Below are 24,506 nucleotides of genomic sequence, written 5' to 3'. Positions count from 1 at the left end.
CGGCGCCGGCTTCACGGATTCAGGAGTGAGATAATTTCCATTTCTCGGTTGGTTAAACCACAGGCAGGACGGAAAGCATTACTTTGATATTTACGATAAAAGAGGATTAGTCGGGCCATTAAATCCCGGGACATCCATAGTTCGCCTTCCAGCAATGCATGTATGCCTTTACATATAACTTCCAAGCTTTCATTCCGATAAAACACTCCTTTTAACTGAGCGCAGGAGAGAGCTTCTAAAGCATGGTCCATATCTCGGATGTTAAAGGCGGCAAGGGGGGTTTTTGTAATGGTTCGGGAAGCTTGTCTTGCCACTCGGGCAGAGCATCAATCCCGATGTGATCGCTATCAATCAAGATCAGGAGTTTGTCTGAGGTGGCAGTGGGTAAGGTACCACGGGGTGGGTGAATGCTAACCGCACATCCCGTGTGCTGATGTAAGTAGTCAGCAAACAGCTGCGATTGAGGGCTTTTTTCGGTGGACGATGTACACCAAGCCTTGAAGTTTTTCTTGTGACATTAGGTAGACCTCATGGAAATAAAGCGTGAGCAGGTGACTACTAGAGTGTTGCCCATAAGCCACATTTCGTAAAGTTTTGTTATCAAAATAATGGCAAAAGTAATTTTTATATAGTTATTCTATTTTGTAATATTTGATTATCGTTTTGTTTTTTAAAGATATTTTTTCTTATTCCTGATTTTTTGGCGCCAGTTTTTTAAGATACACTGAGTTACATTTTGTCTCCTTTAGCTGCGTTTCGGATAGGCGTAAACTGAGAACCTTCTGTGAGGAGGTAGCCCCAATGAATGCATCGAACACGCTTGTTTTAGCCAGCGGAAATGCCGGTAAATTAAGAGAATTCAATCAGTTGCTGTCGCCGCTAGGGTTGGACGTACGGCCTCAAGCAGAATTTGGTGTGCACGATGTGGAGGAGACAGGCCTCACGTTTGTCGAAAACGCTTTGTTAAAAGCGCGTGAAGCCAGCCGAGTAAGTGGGTTACCTGCGCTAGCAGATGACTCTGGGTTAGAAGTAGATGCGCTGCATGGGGCGCCAGGCATCTATTCCGCTCGCTATGCGGGTGAGCCTAAAAGTGACGAACGTAACAACGAGAAACTGTTGGCGGCGCTCAGTGAGTGCGCGGAAGGTCAGCGCACGGGCCGTTATTGGTGCGTTTTGGTCTATTTACGCCATGCAGAAGACCCGGTGCCCGTGATTGTGCAGCGTAGCTGGGAGGGAGAAATCCTTGCCCATCCTCGCGGCGAGGGTGGTTTTGGTTACGACCCGCTTTTTTGGTTACCCGACCAGGGCATGAGCGTCGCCGAACTACAAAGCGAGACCAAAAACCGCTTAAGCCATCGAGGGCGTGCGCTTCACGCCCTAGTAGATATTTTGAAGGTGGCGCATGGCTGATCAGCTGCCGCCACTATCGCTTTATATTCATACGCCTTGGTGTGTACGCAAGTGCCCCTATTGCGACTTTAACTCCCATGAACCTGATTCTAGCGAGCTACCCGAAGCGGCGTACTTGGCCGCTTTACTTAGCGACTTGGACGGTGATGTATCGTTGGCTTCTGGCCGAACCATTCAAACTATTTTTATTGGTGGTGGTACGCCTAGTCTTCTTTCTCCTGGCTTTTATCAACAGTTGTTTGAAGGTATCCGCCAGCGGCTGCCTTTTTCACCCACAATTGAAATCACGCTGGAAGCGAATCCAGGAACGACCGAGCAGCAGCGGTTTATCGGTTACCGGGAAGCAGGTATTAATCGGTTGTCTCTAGGCGTACAGAGTTTCCGCCCAACTCAGCTCAGCGCTCTAGGGCGAATTCACAGTGGCAACGAAGCGGTGACGGCGATTAGCGAGGCCAAGGCGGCGGGATTTGATAACCTCAATATTGATCTGATGCATGGGCTACCCCAGCAAACACCCGAGCAAGCCATGGAAGATATTGACCAGGCGCTTGCCCTCAATCCTGAACATCTTTCTTGGTATCAGTTAACCCTGGAGCCTAATACGGCGTTTTTCTCGCATCCGCCACCACTGCCAGAAGAGGAAGCGCTGTGGGATATTCAGGAAGCGGGGCACCAACGCTTGGAGCAGGCTGGATTAAACCGGTATGAGATCTCAGCCTATGCCCGCCCAGGATGTCAGAGCCGGCATAACCTGAACTACTGGCGATTTGGCGACTATTTGGGGATTGGCGCAGGCGCTCATGGAAAACTCACCCACATCGATTCCCAGGGGGAGTGGCAGATTGAGCGGCGCTGGAAAACCCGCCAACCCGATGCGTACTTACGTCGCGCTAACGACCCGCGTGGTTTTGTGGCAGGACAGCAGCTTATCGAACCCCAGGAACTGCCCCTTGAGTTTGCCATGAACGCGCTGCGTTTAACGGAAGGCGTGACGTTAGCGGATTGGTTTGCCCATACTGGCCAGCCAAACGCTCTGTTACTTAACCGTTTACAAAGCGCACAGGAAAAAGGACTTTTAATGGAAATGCCCGAAAAGCTGCGTGCATCGCCTCAAGGTCTATTATTCTTGAACGAGTTGCTGGCCTTAATCAGCGAAGAGTGATCAGTACAAGTGACCAGCGATCTATAAGGCAATAACCCAATCATAAGCAAGGAGTGAGTGATGCGTATTTCTCGACTACTGACCCCGTTAGCAGCGGCTATTTTATTGGCTGGCTGTGCGACTTCCGACCCTTACGGCGGTCAAACGCAGCGCTCTAGCACCGCGATGGGCACCGGCATTGGCGCGGCGATTGGCGCGGCTGCCGGCGCGCTTTCGGGCGATGGCAGCACCAGCCGCCGTGACCGTGCGCTAATTGGTGCCGCAGTAGGCGCGGCGGCCGGTGCTGGTGTGGGTGTGTACATGGACCGCCAAGAGCAGCAGTTGCGTGACAATCTGCAAGGCTCGCGTATTGAAATTGACCGCCGTGGCGATGATATTGTGCTTAACATGCCTAGCAGCGTCACGTTCGGGTTTGATTCGGCTGAGCTTACCGCCGACGCGCGCAGCGCCCTCAATGAAGTGGCCAACGTACTCACCGAATACACCGACACCCGCGTTAACATCGCAGGCCACACGGATAGCACCGGCGATGCCAGCTACAACCAGCGTCTCTCTGAGCGTCGTGCTCAGTCGGTTGGTAGCTACCTGAGCCAGAACGGTGTTTCCTCTATGCGCTTAAACACCATGGGTTACGGTGCCAATCAGCCGGTCGCTAGTAACGATAATGAACAGGGGCGTGCTCAAAACCGTCGGGTAGAAATTACTCTTACCCCTACCGGTAACGGCCAGTAACGTAATGCGTTAATCTCAGCATTGCTGTCTAGAGCCCGCTATGCTCACATAGCGGGCTTTTTTTGTTCAACTGCAAGCGAGCTGCCATGCTGTCGTATCAACACGCCTATCACGCCGGAAACTTTGCCGATGTCCAGAAGCATTTAACGCTTTATGCGGTGGCTGACTATTTATTACGTAAAAAATCAGCAATTACATATGTGGATAGTCATGCAGGGAGAGGCCTCTATCCGCTAGCCACCAAAGAGACCCAGCGGCTTCAAGAGTACCGGGAAGGCATCGCTCCGCTCTGGCAGGCCCGACAGCAGCTGAGCGACCCGTTGCTCAGTCGTTGGCTTACCTCTTTGAATTCAGCACAACCCAACGCTGATGCGCTATCTCACTACCCGGGTTCACCCTGGTGGCTTGCTCAGGCGCTACGTGACCATGACCAACTGCGTCTATTTGAGCTGCACCCGGGTGAGCATGAACATTTGAGTGGCCAGGCGCTGCCAAAGCAGGCACGTCGCGTATACGGCGATGGGTTGCAGGGGCTGAAACAGTTGGTGCCGGTGTCGACGCCACGAATGTGCGTGTTGGTAGACCCTAGCTACGAGCGCAAAGCGGAGTATCAAGAGGTTGTCGACGCGGTTGCTTATACCCTGGAAAAAGTGCGCCACGCCGTGGTGATGATTTGGTACCCGCTGCTGCCTGCTGGGCATCACGAAACGTTGCTCAGCGGCCTTGCAGCGAGTGGCATTCGCAAGATTTGGCACAGCGAGCTGCTGCTACGAGCCGCGGGGGAGAGTGCGCACGGGATGTACGGTAGCGGCATGGTGGTCATCAATCCGCCCTGGGGGCTGGATGAGCAGCTTGCTGCAGCGATGTCGCAGGTGACACCGCTGCTGGGGAGCGACAGCCACTACCGCGCCAAATGGCTGGTGGGCGAGTAGTGACGGATAGTCGTGGTGGATGATGTGTTACGAGTGGCTCGGTTACTTGCCAATACAGAAGCTGCCAAAAATTTCGCCAAGCAGATCATCGGCGCTAAATTCGCCGGTGATCTCTCCCAGCGCCTGCTGCGCATCCCTCAGGTCTTCGGCAAGCAGCTCACCTGCACCGTAGCGATCTAGCTGTGCTCGCCCTGTATCAAGTGCCGCCATGGCGCGGTCAAGGGCATCCAAATGGCGGCGGCGGGCGGAGAAGCGGCCCTCTGTCGTTGCAGAGAAGCCCATCACCTCTTTCAAATGCGTTTTCAAACTATCCACACCCTCTCCAGTTTTCGCTGATAGCCGAATAATCGGAGTGGCTGTGGATAATTCAATGCCCGGCGCTTCAGCACTGGCATCGATTTTATTACGCACCAGGGTAAGCCTGCTTTGATCGGGGAGGCGCTCCACGAACTCAGGCCAGATGCTCATCGGGTCGGTAGCCGCTGTGGTAGATGCATCCACCATAAGCAGTACGCGGTCGGCCTTTTCTATCTCTTCCCATGCCCGGGCAACACCGATTTTCTCTACTGCATCGGGCGTATCACGCAGCCCGGCAGTATCGATAATATGCAGCGGCATGCCGTCTAGGTGAATGTACTCCCGCAGTACGTCACGAGTGGTGCCCGCGATGTCTGTCACAATAGCCGTATCCTGCTCGGTCAGCGCGTTCAGTAGGCTCGATTTACCTGCATTGGGGCGTCCTGCAATCACCACGCTCATGCCCTCGCGTAGCAGAGCGCCTTGCCCAGCGGCCTTACGAACAGCAACCAGCGCCTGCTGAACACTCTCTAAGTGCGTGGCGACATGGCCATCGGCGAGAAAGTCGATTTCTTCCTCCGGAAAATCGATGGCAGCTTCAACGTAAACGCGCAGCTCAATCAGCCGTTGGACCAGCGCAGCAACCCGCTGTGAGAACTCGCCCTGAAGCGAGCGCACGGCGTTCTCAGCGGCGGAGCGGGAGGTGGCATCAATAAGGTCGGCAATTGCTTCCGCCTGTGCCAGATCCAGCTTGTCGTTAAGAAACGCCCGTTCAGAGAACTCTCCGGGCCGGGCCAGGCGAGCGCCTAGCTGCAGGCAGCGCTCAAGCAGCATATCCATAATGATGGGGCCGCCGTGGCCTTGCAGCTCCAGCACGTCTTCACCGGTGAAGGAGTGGGGGCCGTTAAACAGTAGCGCTATGCCTTCGTCAATGATGCCTTTAGCGCCTTGAAACGGGCCGTAGTGAGCGTAACGAGGAGCAGGGCAATCACCCAGTATTTCAGTGGCTATCGCGCGGCAAGCGGGGCCTGACACGCGAATAATACCAACGCCGCCACGGCCGGGTGGGGTTGCCAAGGCGGTAATGGTGTCTTGGGTATAGAGTCGATCGGCCATGACGCTTCCTAGTGGCTAATGAGATGAGTGTATCGTGATGGCGCTCATGATGAGCAGGTTAGGCCTAAAACGCCAGACCCCCGCAAAGGCGGGGGTCTGGGAGTAGCAGAGGGGAGCGATTACCTTGGTTCGCATCCCTTTGCCGACGCTTGGGTCATTCTCAATACTGCGCGTAATAAAGTACTGCTGCGCCACCGAGATGATGTTGTTGACTACCCAGTAGATGACCAAACCTGCCGGGAACCACAGGAAGAAGAAGGTGAAGATAATCGGCAGCATCTTCATGATCTTCGCCTGCATGGGGTCTGGCGGTGTCGTGTTCAGCATCTGCTGAACAAACATCGAGATACCCATCAGAATCGGTAGGATGAAGTAGGGGTCTTTCACCGAGAGATCCTGGATCCAGAACATGAACGGCGCGTGGCGCAGCTCAACGGATTCCAGCAGCATCCAGTACAGGGCGATAAATACCGGCATCTGTACCAGAATCGGCAAACAGCCACCTAGCGGATTGATCTTCTCTTTCTGGTAGAACTTCATCATCTCTTGAGACATTTTCTGGCGGTCGTCGCCATACATCTCTTTGAGACGCTGCATCTCTGGGCCCAGTTTGCGCATACGCGCCATGGACTTGTAGGCCTTGGCAGACAGCCGGGAAGAGCACCAGCTTCACCAGCACGGTAAGCAAAACGACCGACCAGCCCCAGTTACCGACGATGTCGTGGATCTTATCCAGCAGCCAGAACAGCGGGTTGGCAATGAACCAAAGCCAGCCGTAATCCACGGTGAGCTTAAGGTTCGGTGCGACTTGCTCAAGGTAGTCCTGAACCTTCGGACCCATGTAGAGCGTAGCACTCAGCGTAGCTTCGCCATCGGCGGCGACGCTGCTGGTGGGGCCAGCAAAGGCCACTACGTTACGATCACGAGAATCGGTCGTTACGTAGTAGAGGTTTTGCTGGTTTTGTGGCGGTGCCCAAGCGGAGAGGAAGTAGGGCTGGATCATCGCAACCCAACCACCCTGCCCTTCGCGGTTCTCGAAGCTACGGCTTTGAATAGTTTCAAAGTCGATCTTCTCGTAACGCGCTTCCGGCGTGGAATAGGCGGGCCCCAGGTAGGAGTTCATCCCCATGGCCACACCGCTAGACGGGTCCGGGCTATTGTCGCGAGCCAGCTGACCAATAAAGCGAGCACTCACCGGCGCATCGGTGTTATTGGCTAGATAGTAGCTCACGTTAACCGCATAGCTGCCGCGATCAAATGTCAGGCGCTTGATGACCTCAACACCGTTCACGTCGGCGGTAAGGTCAACGCTTAGCTGCTCTTCTTCGTCACCCAAGCGGTACTCGTTACGCTCAGGAGTGAAGGCAATGCGGCTTGCTTGGCCATCTAGCTGTAGCCCTGAGCGGGCCACGTAGCTACGCGTGGCGTTATCCGATAGCAGCACGTAATTGCGGTCGGAATCCAGCGTCAGCTTATGCTGCGGCAGGGCAGCGTAGACAATATCGCCACCAAAGGGGTCGATGCGTACGTCAAGTACGTCGGTGGGGACGGCAATAAAGTCGCGGCTGGCGGTGTCGCTTTCAGCATCACCGACGCATTCGCTGATGGCGTTTTGAGGAGCGGAAGTGCTAGGTACAGAGAGATCATCGCTACCGTTCTCGCTCGCAGGAGCCCCGTTTCCTGCTTTGGGTTATCTCAGGCGTTGAGTCGTAGGTGGTCTGCCCGTAATCCTGATTCCACTGTACAACCAAAAGGTAGGCAAGCACTGCCAGTGGAATCAGTAATAAAAGTCGTTTTACGTCCATGAGGGTTCTGCCCGATGGGTGGTGAACATGCTAATGGCGCAGTGTCATTTACTCGACCCATGACACACGAAAGCCTGCCAAGCGGCAGGCCGAGGTCGAGCGGCGAGGTATGTCGTCAAGCGTCACGTGTTACGCCATGAGGCGGGGGAGGTGCAGACACCGCCTGTGCGTCGCGATGAAGTCGTTTCCACATGCCGTGTAGCTGGCGAGTAAGCGTTTCGTTATCGATATCCTGCACGCCGCGCTTCGCCAATATCACGATATCCACAGAGGGTAAGTGATCCTGACGTAGACGAACGGATTCCCGGACGAGTCGCTTGAAGCGGTTACGATCAACAGCGAGCTTCACATTTTTTTTGCCTGACCACCAGTCCAATACGGGGATGCCCCCGGGTACTCATGCGCGCTAGCGCCATCATACCTTTGCCATGAACTTTCAGGTCGGCCTGTTCAAACACGTGACTAAAATCCCCGGCATTTAGCAAACGTAAGCACCGGGGAAAGCCTTGTTGCGACACACGCAATCCGAGATCAGGCGCTCAGACGCTTGCGGCCTTTGGCGCGGCGGCGTGCGATAACGGCACGGCCGTTTTTGGTTGGCATACGAGCACGGAAGCCATGCGCGCGCTTGCGCTTGAGAACGCTGGGTTGAAAAGTGCGTTTCATAACTCGTTATTCCCACGTGGTTTAGGACGGAAAGTGAATTCCAAAAGACCCGGTCCAGTGAGGAACTAGCCGGGGAGTTTCAATTCAAGACCGGAAATTGTAGAGACTTCCCGCGCCGGGTGCAATTTTTCCTTGCATAAAAAGAGTGAAAAAGGCAATAGCGCTGCCGCTTCCATCAGGTTTTGATTCAACCAAGGCCACACTACTATTACTAATGAAGTTATTTAAAACCTACTGTTATTAATAGTGGGGATACTATTTGTGGATAAGTGGTTTTAGCATAATTTTATCAACAGGTTAAAATAATAAAAAATCTGTGTATAAGTATCAAATAACCGGCCAATAAACTGTGAATTAGATGTGTTCAACGTAAGACAACTTACTCAAAAATACCCTTGTACCCATTTCATTACCGGGTTTTCCTTAGCCCTCACGCACAGTTGTCCACAGGCAAAACAGAGCCGCTAGCGCGAGTGGATAACCGCTTCGTTGGGCGCTACAATGGTCGGCCGTTTTCAACCGATGGTGAGATGAGTGTCGCTCGCGCTTTGGCAACAGTGCCTGGACTACCTGCAGGACGAACTGAATTCACAGCAGTTCAACACCTGGCTACGTCCGCTGCAGGCAGAAGAAGGAGACACCAATGAGCTACGCTTATTGGCGCCGAATCGCTTTGTGCGCGACTGGGTGAGTGATACGTCCGCTAAGCGTATTAGTGAGCTAATGCGTGAGCTCGCCCCTTCTAAACCTCCCAAGGTCAGCTTAACCGTCGGCAGCCGGCGGGCTGCAGCGGCTGCGCCGCAACCCAGAGAGGTGGGTAATCCGGTCTCGGCCGCACCAGCACAGCCGTCATCCCCCGCCGTTCATACTCCGCCGCGTGGTGATATTGGCGATGAGCGTGAGATTGACCAACTGCGTGAAGAGAATGCCCCTAGCCGTCGTGGCAATGAGCGCCAGGTTCAAGTCGACGGCAGCTTGAAGCACAGCAGTGGCTTAAACCCTAATTTCACCTTCGATACCTTTGTAGAAGGTAAATCGAACCAACTTGCCCGTGCAGCTTCCCGCCAGGTGTCGGAAAATCCTGGTGGCGCTTATAACCCGCTGTTTTTATACGGTGGTGTTGGCTTGGGCAAAACGCACTTGATGCATGCTGTGGGCAATGCATTGGCAGGCCGTCGTGAAAATGCACGCGTGGTCTACCTGCACTCCGAGCGTTTTGTTGCTGATATGGTGAAGGCGCTGCAGCTTAATGCGATTAACGACTTTAAGCGTTTCTATCGCAGCGTCGATGCCCTGCTGATTGACGATATTCAATTTTTTGCCGGTAAAGAGCGTTCTCAGGAAGAGTTTTTCCACACGTTCAACGCGCTGTTAGAGGGTGGTCAGCAGATGATTCTCACCTCTGACCGCTACCCTAAAGAGATTAGTGGCGTTGAAGAGCGTCTTAAGTCGCGCTTTGGCTGGGGGCTTACCGTGGCGATCGAGCCGCCGGAGCTTGAGACACGAGTGGCGATTTTGATGAAAAAAGCCGATCAAGCAAAAGTGGATTTGCCCCACGATGCGGCTTTCTTTATCGCTCAGAAGATTCGCTCAAACGTGCGTGAGCTGGAAGGCGCGCTGAAAAAAGTCATTGCCGACTCGCACTTTATGGGCAAAACCATTACTCAAGACTGTATCCGCGAGTCGCTGAAAGACCTACTGGCGCTGCAGGATAAGCAGGTGGGGGTGGATAATATTCAGCGCACGGTGGCTGAATATTACAAAATCAAGGTGGCGGATCTGCTCTCTAAGCGGCGCTCCCGTTCGGTAGCGCGCCCGCGACAGGTCGCTATGGCGCTGGCGAAAGAACTAACCAGCCATAGCCTGCCTGAGATTGGCGATGCATTTGGTGGCCGCGATCACACCACCGTGCTGCACGCCTGCCGAAAAGTAAAAGCACTGCAGGAAGAGAATGCGGATATCCGTGAGGATTACAAAAACCTCCTTCGTCTGCTAACCAGTTAACCTTTTTCGTTTACGCCTGCCATGGGCAGGCCTTTCAGGATAGAAAACCGGAGTTTCGATGAAATTTACCATGTCCCGAGAGGCGCTGCTTCGCCCGCTGACTCTGGTGGCGGGCGTAGTAGAACGGCGCCAAACGCTGCCTGTGCTCTCTAACGTACTGATTCAAGTTGAAGGCGTTCAGGTGTCCCTGAACGGTACGGATCTTGAAGTTGAGCTAGTAGGCCGCACGGGCGCCAGCCAAGTGGACCAAGCGGGCGCTGCTACGGTGCCGGCTAGAAAGCTGATGGATATTTGTAAATCGCTGCCCGATCAGTCCGACATTCAGTTAGCAGTTGAAGAGGGGCGCGCGGTATTACGTAGTGGTCGTTCGCGCTTTACACTTTCTACACTTCCTGTACCAGAATTTCCTAATATTGAAGATGCCGATGGCAGTCAGGAACTCAGCGTTCCGCGTGGCACGCTTAAGCATTTGATTGAGTCCACCTCCTTTGCCATGGCGCAGCAGGATGTGCGTTATTACCTAAACGGTATGCTGCTGGAAATTCAGAGCCATTTGCTGCGTACGGTCGCGACCGATGGACACCGTTTGGCGATGTGCTCGCGTCCCATTGACGTTGCAGTAAGCCAGTCTCAAAAGCTGATTGTGCCCCGCGTAAAGGTATCCTAGAGCTCTCTCGCCTGTTGGATGACAGCGATGAACCTGTCAGCCTTACCTTGGGATCAACGCATGTTCGTGCGCATACAGGTGACTTCACGTTTACCTCTAAGCTTATTGACGGCAAAGTCCCCGATTATGAGCGCGTAGTGCCGCGCAATGGCGATAAGGTGCTGATTGCTGAGCGTGCAGAGCTGCGTCAGGTGCTGTCGCGCACTGCGATTCTTTCAAATGAGAAGTACCGTGGTGTTCGGCTGTATCTTGAGGAAAATAACCTCAAAGTAATGGCCAACAACCGGGAGCAGGAAGAAGCGGAAGAGAACATTGCCGTGGAGTACAGCGGTAGCGCCATGGAAGTGGGCTTTAACGTTGGCTATCTGGTGGATGTGCTCTCTGTGCTTGATGAAGAGCGCGTACAAATTACCCTAGCCGACCCGAACAGCATCGCCCTGCTGGAAGAGCCTGGCGGTGGTGATGCGCTGTATGTTGTTATGCCGATGCGCTTATAACCGCATTGGCACTGAATGAAAACGGCGCTTCTACATTGTCAGAAGCGCCGTTTTCGCATTTGGCAACGGATAGCGCGTTTCATGGTCTTACTAGGTGGCATTCGCGGATGAGCGTGACACAACTCACTTTTCACGGACTGCGTAACTTGGCTCCGGTTACGATTCATCCGTCACCACGTATCAATGTTATCTATGGCGTGAACGGTAGCGGTAAGACCAGTCTTCTGGAAGGTATTCATATTCTGGGCATGGGACGCTCTTTTCGTACTCGTCAGCTGAAAAATGCCATTCAGTCAGAGGCGCCGTATATGACGCTGTACGGCCGCTTAGCAGGAGACCCTGAGGTGACGCTGGGGGTAAGGCGAATGCGGGCTCAGCGTGAGCTGGAGCTGCGTTTGCGTGGCGAAAAGGGTGTCCGATTGGCTGAGCTGGTCGAAGCTATGCCGCTCCAGCTTATTAATCCTGATGCTTTTCGTTTGCTGGAAGGGTCACCGCTGGTCGCCGTGAGTTCTTAGACTGGGGCGCGTTTCACGTGAAACATCACTTCCTAGACGCGTGGCAGCGGACTCGCCGGGCGGTGAAACATCGGAATGCACTCCTTAGGCGTGGTAGAATAGCGGCCAGTGAAATAGCGGTGTGGGAGCAGGAGCTCGCCCATTGGGGAGAGCAGATGGATAGGCTACGCCAAGCATGGTTTAGTGAGTTCTTGCCCGTATTTGATGAAACACTGAAAAAATTGCTGCCGCTGCCCGGGTTAACACTCCGCTATGCCAGAGGCTGGGATAAACAACGCTCGCTGGCAGATGTACTGCACGATAGTCGAGAAACCGACCAGCAGATGGGGTTTACGCAGCAGGGCCCACAGCGCGCCGATTTGCGTATTCGGTTGAACAAGCAGCCCGCAATTGAGGTGCTTTCCAGAGGCCAGCAGAAGCTGGTAGTGAGTGCATTAAAGCTCGCCCAAGGAAGGCTTCTGGAAAGTACCGCACAGCGGCACTGCATTTATTTGATAGATGATTTACCGGCAGAGCTGGACGAGCATCACCGCCGCCAGTTCTGCGCTTTGCTTGAAGAGATGCAGTGCCAAGCATTTATTACCAGCGTCGAGCCCACCGCGCTAAGCGATGTCTGGCAGCCCACTACTGCCGTTGAGTTGTTTCACGTGAAACACTCCGAGCAAGGGTTTAGCCAGTGCCAGCCAGATGGGTAGACGACACGGAACGAGACAGACTTCACGACGGAGTGGTCAATGAGCGAGCAGGCTTACGATTCATCAAGCATCAAGGTGCTCAAAGGGCTAGACGCAGTACGTAAGCGTCCAGGCATGTACATCGGTGATACCGACGACGGCACCGGGCTGCACCACATGGTTTTCGAGTTGGTGGATAACTCCATCGATGAAGCCTTGGCAGGCCACTGTAGCGAAATTCGAGTGGTCATCCACGCGGATGAATCGGTAACCGTGAGCGATAATGGCCGGGGTATTCCGACCGAGCTACACGAAGGCGAGGGCGTCTCTGCTGCCGAAGTTATTATGACGGTGCTCCACGCGGGCGGTAAGTTTGACGATAACTCTTATAAAGTATCGGGCGGCTTGCACGGCGTGGGTGTGTCGGTGGTGAACGCGCTCTCAGAAGAGCTGCGCCTGACGATTTGGCGTCAAGGCGAAGTGTTCGAACAAATGTACCACCATGGCGTGCCGCAAGCGCCGCTAGGCGTGGTAGGTAAAACGGAAAAGAGCGGTACCCGCGTTCACTTTCGTCCGTCACCGGCCACGTTTGCCAATATCGAATTCCACTACGATATTCTGGCGAAACGCCTGCGCGAGCTCTCTTTCCTCAACTCTGGTGTTGCCATTCGCCTGATGGATGAGCGCAGCGGCAAAGAGGAGCTGTTCCATTATGAAGGCGGTCTTAAAGCATTCGTCGACCACCTGAATAAGAACAAGACCGTCCTCAATCCGGTGTTTCACTTTAATGCGGTGCGTGAAGACGGTGTAGAGGTCGAAGTGGCGATGCAGTGGAGCGATGCCTTCACTGAGAACATTTTCTGCTACACCAACAACATTCCTCAGCGGGATGGTGGTACCCACTTAGCAGGTTTCCGCGCTGCGCTGACGCGTACGCTGAATCACTATATTGAAGCCCAGGGCCTGCTGAAAAAAGCCAAAGTGAATACCTCTGGTGATGATGCTCGGGAAGGCTTAACCGCCATTATTTCCGTGAAGGTTCCGGATCCCAAGTTCTCGTCGCAGACCAAAGATAAGCTTGTCTCTTCTGAAGTTAAAACGGCAGTAGAGCAGGAAATGGGTCGTCTGTTTGCAGACTACCTGATAGAAAAGCCCAACGAAGCCAAGTCCATCGTCAATAAGATGCTGGACGCCGCGCGTGCCCGTGAAGCAGCCCGTAAAGCGCGGGATATGACACGCCGTAAAGGGGCGCTGGATATTGGCAGGCCTGCCGGGCAAGCTTGCCGACTGCCAAGAGAAAGACCCAAGCCAATCAGAGCTTTACCTGGTGGAGGGCGACTCGGCGGGTGGTAGTGCCAAGCAAGGGCGTGACCGTCGTACCCAGGCCATTTTGCCGCTAAAAGGTAAAATCCTGAACGTCGAAAAAGCGCGCTTCGATAAAATGCTCTCCTCCGCTGAAGTGGGTACGCTGATCACGGCGCTGGGCTGTGGCATTGGTCGGGAAGAGTTTAATCCCGATAAGCTGCGCTACCACTCGGTCATTATCATGACCGACGCCGACGTAGACGGTTCGCACATTCGTACGCTGCTACTGACGTTTTTCTTCCGTCAAATGCCAGAGCTGATTGAGCGTGGGCATATCTTTATTGCCCAGCCGCCGCTTTATAAAATCAAACGTGGTAAGCAAGAGCTCTATCTGAAAGATGAGCAGGCCATGATTGATTACCTGACCACCACCGCGCTGGATGGGGCAGGGCTGCACGTTAATGCGGATGCGCCTGGCATTGCTGGCTCACAGTTGGAAGCGCTGGTGAATCAGTATCGCAACGTGATGAAGCGAATTGACCGTTTGGCGCGGGTTTACCCCATCGAAGTATTGAAGCAGGTAGTACATGCTACCGCGCTACAGGGTGAGCCAAGCTTGAAAGACCGCGTCACCATGGAGAACTGGATTGCCGAGCTGCAGAAAGCCATGGATGACATGGTGGCCTATGAGGGTGGCCCGCGCTATCAGTTCTACCTGCAAGAAGACACCGAGCGTGGCCTGCATCTACCGGCAGTTTCCTTGATCGCCCACGGCGTGACGACGGAGTATGTGTGGGGCCTAGACTTCTTTGAAAGCGCTGATTACCGCGCCATTGCCGGCTTAGGGGAAACCCTCAACGGCTTGCTGGATGAGGGTGCCTACATCGCCCGTGGTGAGCGTCAGAAGCCCGTTGCACATTTCTCCGAAGTGCTAACATGGCTGATGCAAGAAGGGCAGCGTGGCCTCTCTGTGCAGCGCTATAAAGGTCTAGGTGAGATGAACCCAGACCAGCTGTGGGAAACCACCATGGATCCGGATAGCCGTCGTATGCTGCGGGTTACTATTGAAGATGCGGTAGCGGCGGATATGATGTTCAACACCCTGATGGGTGATGAAGTTGAGCCGCGTCGCGACTTCATCGAGACCAACGCGCTCGTTGCTAACCTCGATATCTAAAAAGCCTCTTCAATGTGTTTCACGTGAAACATTGAAAAGCAAAAAACCGTAGGCGAAAACGCCTGCGGTTTTTTTATGGATGGTGGTGTTCAAGGCCAGCATGAAAATTGTGGAAAGGTTAGTCCAAGGCACCTGCGATTAAGTCGTCAACAAAGGCAGCTAAATCAGCGTAGACCAAGGCATGCTCTAGCCCGTCCCCTTTTGCGAGGGTCTTTTCCCCTTTACCCGTTTTCACGAGAACGCTACGGCACCCCACCGATTCACCCGCTTGCAGATCGCGTAGGCTATCGCCCACCATCCAACTGCCTTTCAGACTGGAAAGCGTTAGTTTGTCCTGTATCTCGGTAAATAACCCAGGAAGCGGTTTACGGCAGCCGCACTGATCATCGGGGCCGTGAGGGCAGTAAGCGATATGGGCAATTTGGCCGCCTTCCGCTTCCACCAGCCTATGTAAGCGCTCATTCATAGTGTTCAGCGCGGTTTCATCGTAGAAGCCACGGGCGATGCCGGATTGATTAGTAGCCACTGCCACGGTAAAGCCTGCCTGGGTAAGGCGGGCAATCGCGCTAATGGCAGAAGGGTAGGGGATCCATTCGGCAAGGGATTTGATATAAGCATCCGAGTCTTGATTAATCACGCCATCGCGATCCAGTATTACAAGCTGCTGAGCGGTAATCATGGGGCTCCTCTTATTGCGGTGGGCAAAAACGTCAACATTAGCGTAAGCCCTGAAGTGCGAATGAGCGAGTGTTTCACGTGAAACATTCGTGCGCTCAATAAAAAGCCCGGCTTATCAAAAGCCGGGCTATCGGTTGCGCCTTCAGAGCAGACGATCCTCTATAACACTCAACGTGTCACTGGGGTAGCTGAGAGATATCGGCCACTTCCAGGAACAGCGCCTGCAGGCTGGCAAGCAGGTCGAGGCGGTTACGGCGAATGGCATCGTCATCCGCCATGACCATTACTTGATCAAAGAAGGCATCGACCGGCTTGAGTAGCGTGGCGAGCGCGTCTAGCGCTTGCTGGTAATCACCTGCTGCGAACAGCGTGGCCACCTGCTGCTGGCTAGCCGTGACCGCTTCAAACAGGGCTTTTTCCGCCCCTTCTTGAAGAAGCGAGGCCTCTACCTGAATGCTGCCATCATGCTCCTGCTTGCTCAGGATGTTGGAAACACGCTTGTTGGCAGCGGCCAGGGCTGCGGCTTCTTCACGCTGGGCGAAAGCTTTGACGGCACGTAAGCGCCGCGCGAAATCCAGCGGCTTGGTGACCGGGCGGGGCGCACCGCGGGGTACATCTCTGCAGAGATACCCTCTTCCTGGCCCCAGGCGCGGAAGCGGTCGAGCATATACGTCAGTACGTCTTCTCCCCGACCGTCGGCTTTCGGCAGGTTCTGGTGCTGATCAGCCGCCACTTGCAGCAGTTCACGCAAGTCGAGGTTCAGCTCGCCTTTCACCAGAATGTTCAGCACGCCAATGGAGGCGCGGCGAAGGGCGAAGGGGTCTTTTGCGCCCGTGGGGCGTTGGCCTATACCGAAGATGCCCGCCAGGGTATCCAAGCGATCAGCTAGTGCTAGCGCTTGGCCGGTCAGGCTTTGCGGAATCGCATCGCTGGCAAAGCGGGGCAGATATTGCTCTTCTAACGCCTGGGCGCCTTCCGCAGGCTCGCCATCCTGCTCGGCGTAGTAACGACCCATGATGCCCTGCAGCTCAGGGAATTCGAGCACCATCTCGGTGACGAGGTCACATTTTGCCAGTGCCACGGCACGCTGCGCGTGGGCCACATCGCCGTGAAGACGCTCGGCGATAAAGGTGGCAATGGCCGTGCTACGGCGGGCTTTATCCGCCAGCGTGCCCAGCTGCTGCTGGAAGACCACGCTTTCTAATTGCGGAATGCGCGAGGCCAGCGTGTGCTTGCGGTCGGTGTCGTAGAAGAAGGCCGCATCCGCCAAGCGCGGACGAATAACCTTTTCATTGCCGGAGATCACCTGATCAGGGTCTTGGCTCTCGATGTTCGAGATAGTGATGAACAGCGGCTTCAGCTTGCCCTGGTCATCCAGCAGGTGGAAGTACTTCTGGTTGGCCTTCATGGAGGAGATCAGACACTCCGCGGGCACTTCCAAAAAGCGCTCGTCGAAGCTGCCGGTCAGTGCGACGGGCCACTCCACCAAACCGCTGACCTCTACCAGCAGGTCCTCGTCGATGACGGCGTTGGCTTCCTGAACTTCGGCCTCGGCGAGCACCTGTTCACGAATACGCTCCCGGCGACGCTGGCGGTCTGCCAATACGTAGGCGTTTTCCAGTGCTGCCAGATAGTCGTCGGCATGCTCAAGTTGAATTGCATCCGGCGCGTGGAAACGATGGCCGTAGGTGGTACGGCTGGCTTGAAGGCCAAGGGCTTCGGCGGCAACAACTTGGCTACCGTACAGTGCTACCAACCAGTGAACCGGGCGGGAGAACTCAACGCGGGACGCACCCCAGCGCATGTTCTTGGGTACCGGCAGCGACTGTAGTGTTTTACGTACCATCTCAGGCAGTAGCGCTTGAACGCTGTCACCCTGCTGCTGTTCGCGGTAGCCAAGCCAGGTGCCCTTATCGGTTTCCAGATGGATCAGATCATCCACGCTGACACCGCAGGAGCGGGCAAAGCCTTCTGCTGCTTTGGTGGGGGTGCCGTCTTTAAACGCGGCGGCCAGGGCGGGGCCACGGCGCTCTACTTCACGGTCTGGCTGCTTGTCGGAAAGCCCGGTGACTTGTACGGCTAAGCGGCGCGGCGTGGCGTAGGCGGTCACCGCTTGGAAGGGAATTTCGGCTTCCTGTAGGCCTTTTTCAATGCCGGCAGCAAACGCGTCTGAAAGCGCGTCCAGCGCGGTGGGTGGAAGCTCTTCTGCGCCCAGTTCTAATAAAAGCGTATCAACGGCCATTATGCGTCTCCCTGCTCAGCGAGCTCTTCTTGTAACAGTTCACGGCGTAATGCTTCCGGTGCCATGGGGAAGCCTGCTGCTTTACGAGACTCGAAGTAGGCGGTAGCGACATCACGCGCCATGGTGCGTACACGCAGGATGAAGCGCTGACGTGCCGTGACGGAGATCGCGTGGCGGGCATCCAGCAGGTTGAACGTATGGGAAGCTTTAAGCACCTGCTCGTAAGCGGGCAGCGGCAGGCTTGCGGCTAAGAGTTTGCTGCACTCTTTTTCCTGGTGATCAAACGCCGCGAAGAGCTGATCCACATCTGCGTGCTCAAAGTTATACGCTGACTGCTCACGCTCGTTTTGCAGGTAGACATCGCCGTAACTCACTTTGCTGCCGTCCGGCGCGATGGCCCATACTAGGTCGTAAACGCTATCGCCGTACTGCAGGTACATGGCGATACGCTCAAGCCCGTAGGTCAGCTCGCCGGTGACGGGGTAGCACTCGATGCCGCCCGCCTGCTGGAAATAAGTAAATTGGGTCACTTCCATGCCGTTGAGCCCTACTTCCCAGCCAAGGCCCCAGGCACCTAAGGTGGGGGATTCCCAGTTGTCTTCCACGAAGCGCACGTCGTGAATCAGCGGGTCGAGCCCTAAACGCTTCAACGAACCTAGGTAAAGATCCTGTAGGTTGCTGGGGGAGGGCTTCATCACCACCTGGAACTGGTAGTAGTGCTGCAGGCGGTTAGGGTTTTCGCCGTAGCGGCCGTCGGTTGGGCGGCGGGAAGGCTGAACGTAGGCAGCGTTCCAGGTTTCTGGGGCAAACGCCCGCAGGAAGGTGGCAGGTTGGAAGGGGCCCGCGCCGACTTCCATAGCGAGGGGCTGGAGGATGACGCAGCCCTGTTCTGCCCAGTACTGTTGCAGAGCAAGGATCAAGCCTTGAAAGGTCGACACATCGGGTGTCGATTGGTTTGTCGAAACACTCATCGCGGAAAGCACCGTTGGCCATGAATTCATAAGCCGTCAAGTATACAATCACAGGCAGATGGGTTATAGGCACGTTAGCCAAAGAGCCGCTTTTGGTAAGGAGAACGAGATGATCGTTGTAACAGGCGGTGCCGGGTTTATCGGAGCCAATATTGTCAAAGCGCTAAATGCTCGTGGCCGTGATGATGTAATGGTGGTCGACGACCTGCGTGATGGTACTAAGTTTGTCAATTTGGCGGACTGCACTCTCGCCGATTACCTGGATAAAGATGATTTTATTGCCCGCGTAAAAGCAGCGCTGCGCGGTGAAGCGGTGGATTTACCCACCATCGATGCGATTTTCCATGAAGGTGCTTGCTCGGATACGACCGAGTGGGATGGGCACTACATGATGGAAAATAACTTCGAGTACTCCAAAGTGCTGCTCAACTACTGTGAAAAACTGGGCATCCCTTTTCTGTACGCGTCGTCGGCGGCGACCTATGGCGGCAGTGAGGTGTTTAAGGAAGCGCCGGAGTATGAAAAGCCGCTCAACGTGTACGGCTACTCCAAGCTGCTGTTTGATCAGCACGTGCGCTCGCGCTGGAACGAGCTGACCACGCAGGTGGTGGGCTTCCGCTACTTCAACGTTTACGGGCCGCGAGAGCAGCATAAAGGCAAGATGGCCAGCGTGGCGTACCACAACCACCTGCAGATCCGTAACGGCGAAACGCTGAAGCTGTTCGGTGCTTACGGCGGCTATGAGGCGGGCATGCAGAGCCGCGATTTTGTCTACGTAGGCGATGTGGGCGATGTAAATCTCTGGGTCCTGGACAACCCCAGCGCCTCGGGCATCTTCAATTTGGGCACTGGGCGTGCGGAGCCGTTCAAGGCGATTGGCGAAGCGGTCATCGTCTTCTATGGCCAGGGCGAAATCGACTACATTCCCTTCCCCCTAGAGTTGAAAGGGCGCTACCAAAGCTACACGCGTGCCGATATTAGCCAACTGCGTGCGGCAGGTTGTGACGTGGAATTCAAAACTGTCGCCCAGGGCGTTAATGCGTACTTGGAGTGGCTAAATGGCTAACTCTGGCAAGCGACTGCTGGTAGTAGGCCCCTCCTGGGTAGGCGATATGGTCATGGCACAGAGCCTGTTTATGACCTTAAAAGCGCGCTACCCGGGTGCCACCCTTGGGGTGGTCGCCCCCGCTTGGTCTCAGCCGATTCTTGAGCGTATGCCAGAAGTAGATGAGTTGTTGCCATTGGCGGTGGGCCACGGTGTTTGGGCTGGCCAGCCGCCGCGAGCTGGCGGCCAGATTACGCGGCCGCTTTGACCGCGCCATCGTGCTGCCGCGCTCCTGGAAAGCAGCGCTGGTGCCCTTTATGGCGCGCATTCCCGAGCGGGTGGGTTTTTTAGGTGAGCACCGCTACGGGCTGTTAAAAGAGCGCCGCAAGCTAGACAAGCAGGTGCTGGACCAAACCGTTAAACGCTTTGTGTCACTAGGGCTGCCTTTGGAGGAGGCGCAAACCGGTCAGTTTGCGATCCCCAAACCACGGCTCCCATTGCTCGGGATAATTTGGTGAACCTGCGTCTTACCCACGCACTGTCATCACGCCCCGCCATAGGCATGATGCCGGGCGCAGAGTATGGCCCGGCCAAACAGTGGCCGCTTGAGTGCTTCCACCAGCTGGCAGCAAGGCTGATCAAAGAGGGCTTTGAAGTTCGGGTGCTGGGTGGAGCGAAGGATCATGCGGCGGGGCAGGCCATCGTGAAGGGCTGCCGCATGCGCATAATTTATGCGGAAAAACTAAGTTGGCCGATGCCGTGGATTTGCTAGCCGACTGCCGCCAAGTGGTCACTAACGATTCGGGCCTGATGCAGGTGGCAGCCGCCGTTGGCGTGCGTATCCATGCGCTTTACGGCTCCTCATCACCTGTCTACACGCCTCCGCTGACCAATAATGCGGCCATTCATTATCTCGGGCTCTCCTGTTCGCCGTGTTTTCAGCGAACCTGTCCTCCAGGTCACACGAACTGTTTAAATGAGTTAGATGTTGAGCGGGTCTATCAGGCGATGCGTGTTGATCGACACGACGCTAACGGCGTCATCGTCAGCGCATAATAGCCACCTCTGTGGCCTGATCAGCGGGTGTCTCGGTGACCTGCTCTGTGATGCTCTCTGCTGGTTCACGTCGTTGAGGTGCAAGCCCTTCCCAGAGGCGGTTCTGTAGAACGGTCTCTTCCCGCAGCCGCCCGCTCAGTGGCTCAAGCCCGTGGATCTCCACTAGGGTGGGCTGGCTACTGAGCAGTGATGCGCCTAACCCGGCGCGGTTATCATTCAGTGGCAGGCCCATGGCATCCAGAATCGTGGGAAACACATCTAGCATGGTGGCGCCTCTACGCACCCGCTGTGGTCGAATGCCATCACCTAGCATGATGAGCGTATTGTCGCGATCCAGCGCGGTGAGTTGATCCCATACCGATACGCGCATGGTGAGATGATCACTTAACACTACGACCAGCGTATGCGCCAGCAGCCCCTCTTGCTCTAACTGTTCGATAAAATCACGCGCTTGGCGCGCAGAGCACGCCACCGAGTAGAGAATATTCTGACCATCGAATTCGCCCTGGCGGTCCTGGCAGGTCTGTGAAGGGAATCCACTGGGGGCGTGACCTGCAATGTTGAGGTTCACTACGGCCCAAGGGCCGTTATCTTCTTCGTTCAGGCGGCGTATTTCGTCAGCAGTAAAGTCGTATAGCGTATCGTCATACAGCCCCCAGCTATTCACATACTCTGGGTCATCGAGTTCAGGCAGCAGCTCCTCTTTGCCTTTCACGGTATTGAACTGGTGGCCGCGATAGAAAAGCCCCTTCCCGGCAAACTGCGTGCTGGCACCGCCCAAAAAGCTAAGCCGATAGCCTTGTTCAGCCAGCACATCTCCCAAGCAGTCAACGCCAGGTACTACCTTGGAAAGCGGTTCAAACTGGCTATCGTGTAGAAGTCCCGCAGGCATAAGCGGCACGCCGCACTGGCTGGCGATCATCCCAGCCATTGTCCAGCCGGTATTCTCCATCTGGTGAATGCCCTCAAACACCAGCCCGCGTTCGCCTAGCGCGGTTAAGTCCGCATACGCATCACCAAACAGCTCATTGCTGTAGGTGCGCTCTATGCTCTCTAAATACATCAGCAGTAGGTGGGGGGCATCGGGCTGGTCGCCGGTAGGCGGTGGCACAGAGCGGCGGTCTAACCACGCGCCGTCGTCAGTCACAATGGCGGCACGGCGCTGGCCAATGCCATAGAGCAGCGGGATAGCCGCCAGCAGCGCAATGGCAAAGAAGCGCTCGGTTAAGCGCCAACGCTGGTCATGGCGTGACAGCCAGGTCACGGATGCTAGTACCGCTAGTACGATTATGGTGTAGGTGAGCGCCAGCAGCATGTTTCCGGCTCCACCGTGCTCTGCCATGCCCGCCTGAAGGTGGAAAAACACCGCGCCTAGGTCAACATTGCCAAAGCTATCAGCTAAGTAGACATAAATACTAAATAGGCTAAGCGGAATAAGCGACCAAGGCCACACTGGCCGGTAGCGCGCATTCAGCGGGGCTCCCCAGCGTAGTTTTACCGCTATCCCGATCCACACCGCCGCCGTCAAAAAGAGTGTCCACCAGGGCAAGCGCGTCAGCACGGTGACCGCATAGCCAAGGCTAAGACCAATCACGACCAGAGGCAGCCAGGGGGTAAGTTTGAGTGACCTTAAGGGGGGCATCCTGTATCCCTTTTCAGAACGTGCTAAATGAGTGGTTCAGCTTATCAAAAGTCGGGCGCCGTGGCCGTGTTAGCATGCAACTAAACGAGCTATGGTAATGAGCACCATGCGTCTTAAACCGAGTGGGCAAAGGTGAACCGTGTCTATTTCCGCTGTGTTAATTGTCAAAAACGAAGCGCACCATTTACGTGAGTGCCTGGAAACGCTGACCTGGGCCGACGAAATCGTGGTGCTGGATGCGGGTAGCCAGGATGAGACGTGTGCGATTGCGCGATAGTTAACCCAGAATGTGAGCGTCAACGCCGACTGGCAAGGCTTTGGTATTCAGCGCCAGCGGGCGGAAGCCCTGGCAAACGGCGAGTGGATTTTAATGGTCGATGCCGATGAGCGCGTAACGCCTGAACTGCGCGCCAGCATTCAGGCCGCCATTCAGCAGCCGCCCGCTGCCTACAGCGTGAGCCGCCTGTCGTGGTGCTTTGGCCGCTTTATTCGCCACTCTGGCTGGTACCCAGACCGCGTGCTGCGCCTCTACCCGAAACACCAGGCGGGCTATAACGCTGCGCTGGTGCATGAAAAGCTGGTGGTAGAAGCCGGGCTGGCTGAAAAGCCGTTATCCGGCGACCTGCTTCACTACACCTACCGCGACCTGCGCCACTATCTTGAAGAATCTGCGCATTACGCCCAGGCCTGGGCAGAGCAGCGCGCCGCACAGGGGAAAACGGCCACGCTGTGGCAGGGCAGTAGCCACGGGCTGGCCTGCTTTCTCACAATGTATGTGCTTAAGGCGGGGTTTAAAGATGGCAAGCAGGGGCTGTTGTTAGCCCTGCTGTCCGCTCACTCAACCTTCGCTAAGTACGCGGATCTCTGGGTTCGTACGCAGACCTCCGAGAAGCAGCGCTGAGATCTGGTGGGCTGCCGCGTCGAGATCGATGGCAGTCATGTCCTGTGTGTCAGCGCCTGAAGGCGGGCTAAACGCCAGGCGCTTTTCCGCCCGGTTGCAGGCTTGCCAGCGCAGCGGCGTGGCTGAGCGCTTGGCGGGATAAAACCCCGCCGTGGCAATGTCCAGGCAGCCTGCGATATTCAGCGGCCCGGTTGAGCCGGCAATCAGCATATCCGCTCCGCCAAGCTGTAGGGCAAAGGCGTCGACACCTGCGGTGTCGGGGAAGTGGTCTGCTACAACACCATTTGTGGCAAGCTGCTCCCTCAACTCTTGTGCCTGGGGCTGCTCACTGGGGCCAGCGCTGATCAGCCAGCGTAGTGGTAGGTGCTGGCACTGCTGGTGCACTTGAGTGATCAGCGCGGCGTACTGCGCTACCGATAGATTCACAGCCGAGCCGCCGCTGCCAGGATGAACCACCACCACGTGCTCTGAAGCGTCGTTGACCAACGTTTGGCGCTGTGCTTGACGTTGCGCGCCATCCAGCGGCCAGAAGGGGGGCGAGGGCAGGGTGGAAAGCGTTAGCGAAAGGCGTGCCAGCAGTTCACAAGCCAAATCAACGTGGTACTGGTACTCCGGCTTTGCTGATTGCGAGCGGCGCTGGCGTACCCGTACGTTATAGAACACCTGCGCCCACTTGGTCGCCGGGGCAACGCGCAGCGGAATGCCTGCTTTCATGCCTAGCCAACCAATGCGCGGTGTCGAGAACAGCGTTAGCAGTGCATCGAATTTCGATTGTTTCACGTGAAACAATAGCGCCTGCTGCGCCGCTTTATCGGCCTGGCTGCCAGGGTCGATAATGACCTCATCTACCCATGGGCACGCCTTGGCTAACGGGGCCGTATAAGCGGGCACCAGCACCGTGACGTGGGGCGCAGGCGATGCCTGTTTCAAACACGCCAAGGCTGGCCACGCCAACATAAAATCGCCGATTTTGTCGTTACGCACGACAAGCAGTCTCTGCGCCATGATTTAG

14 protein-coding genes and 7 pseudogenes are annotated in these 24,506 nt (G+C 55.6%); 11 read left to right on the top strand and 10 right to left on the bottom strand.

From position 1 onward, the window contains the following. Positions 1 to 801 precede the first annotated feature (801 nt). The 4 genes from rdgB to B4967_RS13165 all read left to right on the top strand — a co-directional run bounded on the left by rdgB (position 802) and on the right by B4967_RS13165 (position 4,236). Positions 802 to 1,410 carry an RdgB/HAM1 family non-canonical purine NTP pyrophosphatase gene (gene rdgB / locus B4967_RS13180; RefSeq protein WP_083025684.1) on the top strand — a complete coding sequence of 203 codons (609 nt, stop codon included), beginning with the start codon at positions 802 to 804 and terminating at the stop codon, positions 1,408 to 1,410. After that, on the top strand, positions 1,403 to 2,572 hold the full coding sequence (hemW, locus tag B4967_RS13175; RefSeq protein ID WP_083025683.1) for a radical SAM family heme chaperone HemW: 1,170 nt from the start codon (positions 1,403 to 1,405) through the stop codon (positions 2,570 to 2,572). Before rdgB ends, hemW begins: the two co-directional genes overlap by 8 nt. A 60-nt stretch (positions 2,573 to 2,632) precedes the next feature. Then, complete coding sequence (locus tag B4967_RS13170) at positions 2,633 to 3,304, top strand: YiaD family glycine zipper/OmpA-like lipoprotein (RefSeq protein ID WP_083025681.1); 672 nt, start codon at positions 2,633 to 2,635, stop codon at positions 3,302 to 3,304. An 86-nt stretch (positions 3,305 to 3,390) separates the two neighbouring features. After that, on the top strand, positions 3,391 to 4,236 hold the full coding sequence (locus B4967_RS13165; protein WP_083025679.1) for a 23S rRNA (adenine(2030)-N(6))-methyltransferase RlmJ: 846 nt from the start codon (positions 3,391 to 3,393) through the stop codon (positions 4,234 to 4,236). A 42-nt stretch (positions 4,237 to 4,278) separates the two neighbouring features. Here the strand turns inward: B4967_RS13165 and mnmE are convergent, their stop codons facing one another. The 5 genes and pseudogenes from mnmE to rpmH all read right to left on the bottom strand — a co-directional run bounded on the left by mnmE (position 4,279) and on the right by rpmH (position 8,120). Next, positions 4,279 to 5,649: a tRNA uridine-5-carboxymethylaminomethyl(34) synthesis GTPase MnmE gene (gene mnmE / locus B4967_RS13160; protein WP_083025678.1), complete on the bottom strand. Its 1,371-nt coding sequence runs from the start codon at positions 5,647 to 5,649 to the stop codon at positions 4,279 to 4,281. Positions 5,650 to 5,772: 123 nt separating this feature from the next. Beyond that, positions 5,773 to 7,454 (bottom strand): annotated as a pseudogene (gene yidC / locus B4967_RS13155) (membrane protein insertase YidC); the annotation flags it as partial. Positions 7,455 to 7,569: 115 nt separating this feature from the next. After that, a complete protein-coding gene (rnpA, locus tag B4967_RS21050; protein ID WP_340638774.1) occupies positions 7,570 to 7,803 on the bottom strand; it encodes a ribonuclease P protein component in 234 nt (77 codons plus the stop codon). After that, positions 7,787 to 7,912 (bottom strand): hypothetical protein, encoded by a 126-nt coding sequence (locus B4967_RS21045; protein ID WP_340638773.1) that lies wholly within the window; start codon positions 7,910 to 7,912, stop codon positions 7,787 to 7,789. Before B4967_RS21045 ends, rnpA begins: the two co-directional genes overlap by 17 nt. Before the next feature lie 73 nt (positions 7,913 to 7,985). Beyond that, positions 7,986 to 8,120: a 50S ribosomal protein L34 gene (gene rpmH / locus B4967_RS13145; protein ID WP_083025676.1), complete on the bottom strand. Its 135-nt coding sequence runs from the start codon at positions 8,118 to 8,120 to the stop codon at positions 7,986 to 7,988. Between the two features lie 534 nt (positions 8,121 to 8,654). Between rpmH and dnaA the strand changes: the two genes are divergently transcribed. The 4 genes and pseudogenes from dnaA to gyrB all read left to right on the top strand — a co-directional run bounded on the left by dnaA (position 8,655) and on the right by gyrB (position 14,959). Continuing rightward, entirely contained in the window at positions 8,655 to 10,124 is a 1,470-nt protein-coding gene (dnaA, locus tag B4967_RS13140; protein WP_083025674.1) for a chromosomal replication initiator protein DnaA, read from the top strand. Between the two features lie 58 nt (positions 10,125 to 10,182). Beyond that, positions 10,183 to 11,288: pseudogene (gene dnaN / locus B4967_RS13135) on the top strand (DNA polymerase III subunit beta). Between the two features lie 107 nt (positions 11,289 to 11,395). After that, positions 11,396 to 12,498 (top strand): annotated as a pseudogene (gene recF, locus B4967_RS13130) (DNA replication/repair protein RecF). A 39-nt stretch (positions 12,499 to 12,537) separates the two neighbouring features. Further along, a pseudogene (gyrB, locus tag B4967_RS20480) lies at positions 12,538 to 14,959 on the top strand (DNA topoisomerase (ATP-hydrolyzing) subunit B). Positions 14,960 to 15,077: 118 nt separating this feature from the next. On the opposite strand, the gene gmhB reads toward gyrB, so the two are convergent. The 3 genes and pseudogenes from gmhB to glyQ all read right to left on the bottom strand — a co-directional run bounded on the left by gmhB (position 15,078) and on the right by glyQ (position 18,850). Next, positions 15,078 to 15,638 (bottom strand): D-glycero-beta-D-manno-heptose 1,7-bisphosphate 7-phosphatase, encoded by a 561-nt coding sequence (gene gmhB / locus B4967_RS13120; protein ID WP_083025672.1) that lies wholly within the window; start codon positions 15,636 to 15,638, stop codon positions 15,078 to 15,080. Positions 15,639 to 15,813: 175 nt separating this feature from the next. After that, a pseudogene (gene glyS / locus B4967_RS13115) lies at positions 15,814 to 17,879 on the bottom strand (glycine--tRNA ligase subunit beta). Then, positions 17,879 to 18,850, bottom strand: a complete 972-nt coding sequence (gene glyQ, locus B4967_RS13110) for a glycine--tRNA ligase subunit alpha (RefSeq protein WP_083025670.1) — start codon at positions 18,848 to 18,850, stop codon at positions 17,879 to 17,881. Before glyQ ends, glyS begins: the two are co-directional and overlap by 1 nt. 109 nt (positions 18,851 to 18,959) lie before the next feature. On the opposite strand from glyQ, the gene rfaD reads away from it, so the two are divergent. After that, the gene (gene rfaD / locus B4967_RS13105; RefSeq protein WP_083025668.1) at positions 18,960 to 19,916 is read left to right on the top strand and encodes an ADP-glyceromanno-heptose 6-epimerase; all 957 of its coding nucleotides are present in this window, start codon (positions 18,960 to 18,962) and stop codon (positions 19,914 to 19,916) included. Continuing rightward, positions 19,909 to 20,951 (top strand): annotated as a pseudogene (gene waaF / locus B4967_RS13100) (lipopolysaccharide heptosyltransferase II). The gene rfaD and the pseudogene waaF overlap by 8 nt, the downstream one beginning before the upstream one ends. Here the strand turns inward: waaF and B4967_RS13095 are convergent. Beyond that, positions 20,941 to 22,593: a sulfatase-like hydrolase/transferase gene (locus B4967_RS13095; protein ID WP_083025667.1), complete on the bottom strand. Its 1,653-nt coding sequence runs from the start codon at positions 22,591 to 22,593 to the stop codon at positions 20,941 to 20,943. The pseudogene waaF and the gene B4967_RS13095 sit on opposite strands and share 11 nt — an antisense overlap. 139 nt (positions 22,594 to 22,732) lie before the next feature. Between B4967_RS13095 and B4967_RS13090 the strand changes: the two are divergent. Further along, positions 22,733 to 23,494, top strand: a pseudogene (locus B4967_RS13090) (glycosyltransferase family 2 protein). On the opposite strand, the gene B4967_RS13085 reads toward B4967_RS13090, so the two are convergent. Further along, entirely contained in the window at positions 23,432 to 24,499 is a 1,068-nt protein-coding gene (locus tag B4967_RS13085; RefSeq protein WP_083025665.1) for a glycosyltransferase family 9 protein, read from the bottom strand. The pseudogene B4967_RS13090 and the gene B4967_RS13085 overlap by 63 nt on opposite strands. Between the last annotated feature and the right edge of the window lie 7 nt (positions 24,500 to 24,506).

Origin of the sequence: Vreelandella lionensis (assembly GCF_002087295.1) — a bacterium.
Classification (GTDB): Bacteria; Pseudomonadota; Gammaproteobacteria; order Pseudomonadales; family Halomonadaceae; genus Vreelandella; species Vreelandella lionensis.
The sequence above is the reverse complement of the archived record's forward strand: the minus strand, read 5'-3'. Positions and strand labels throughout refer to the sequence as shown.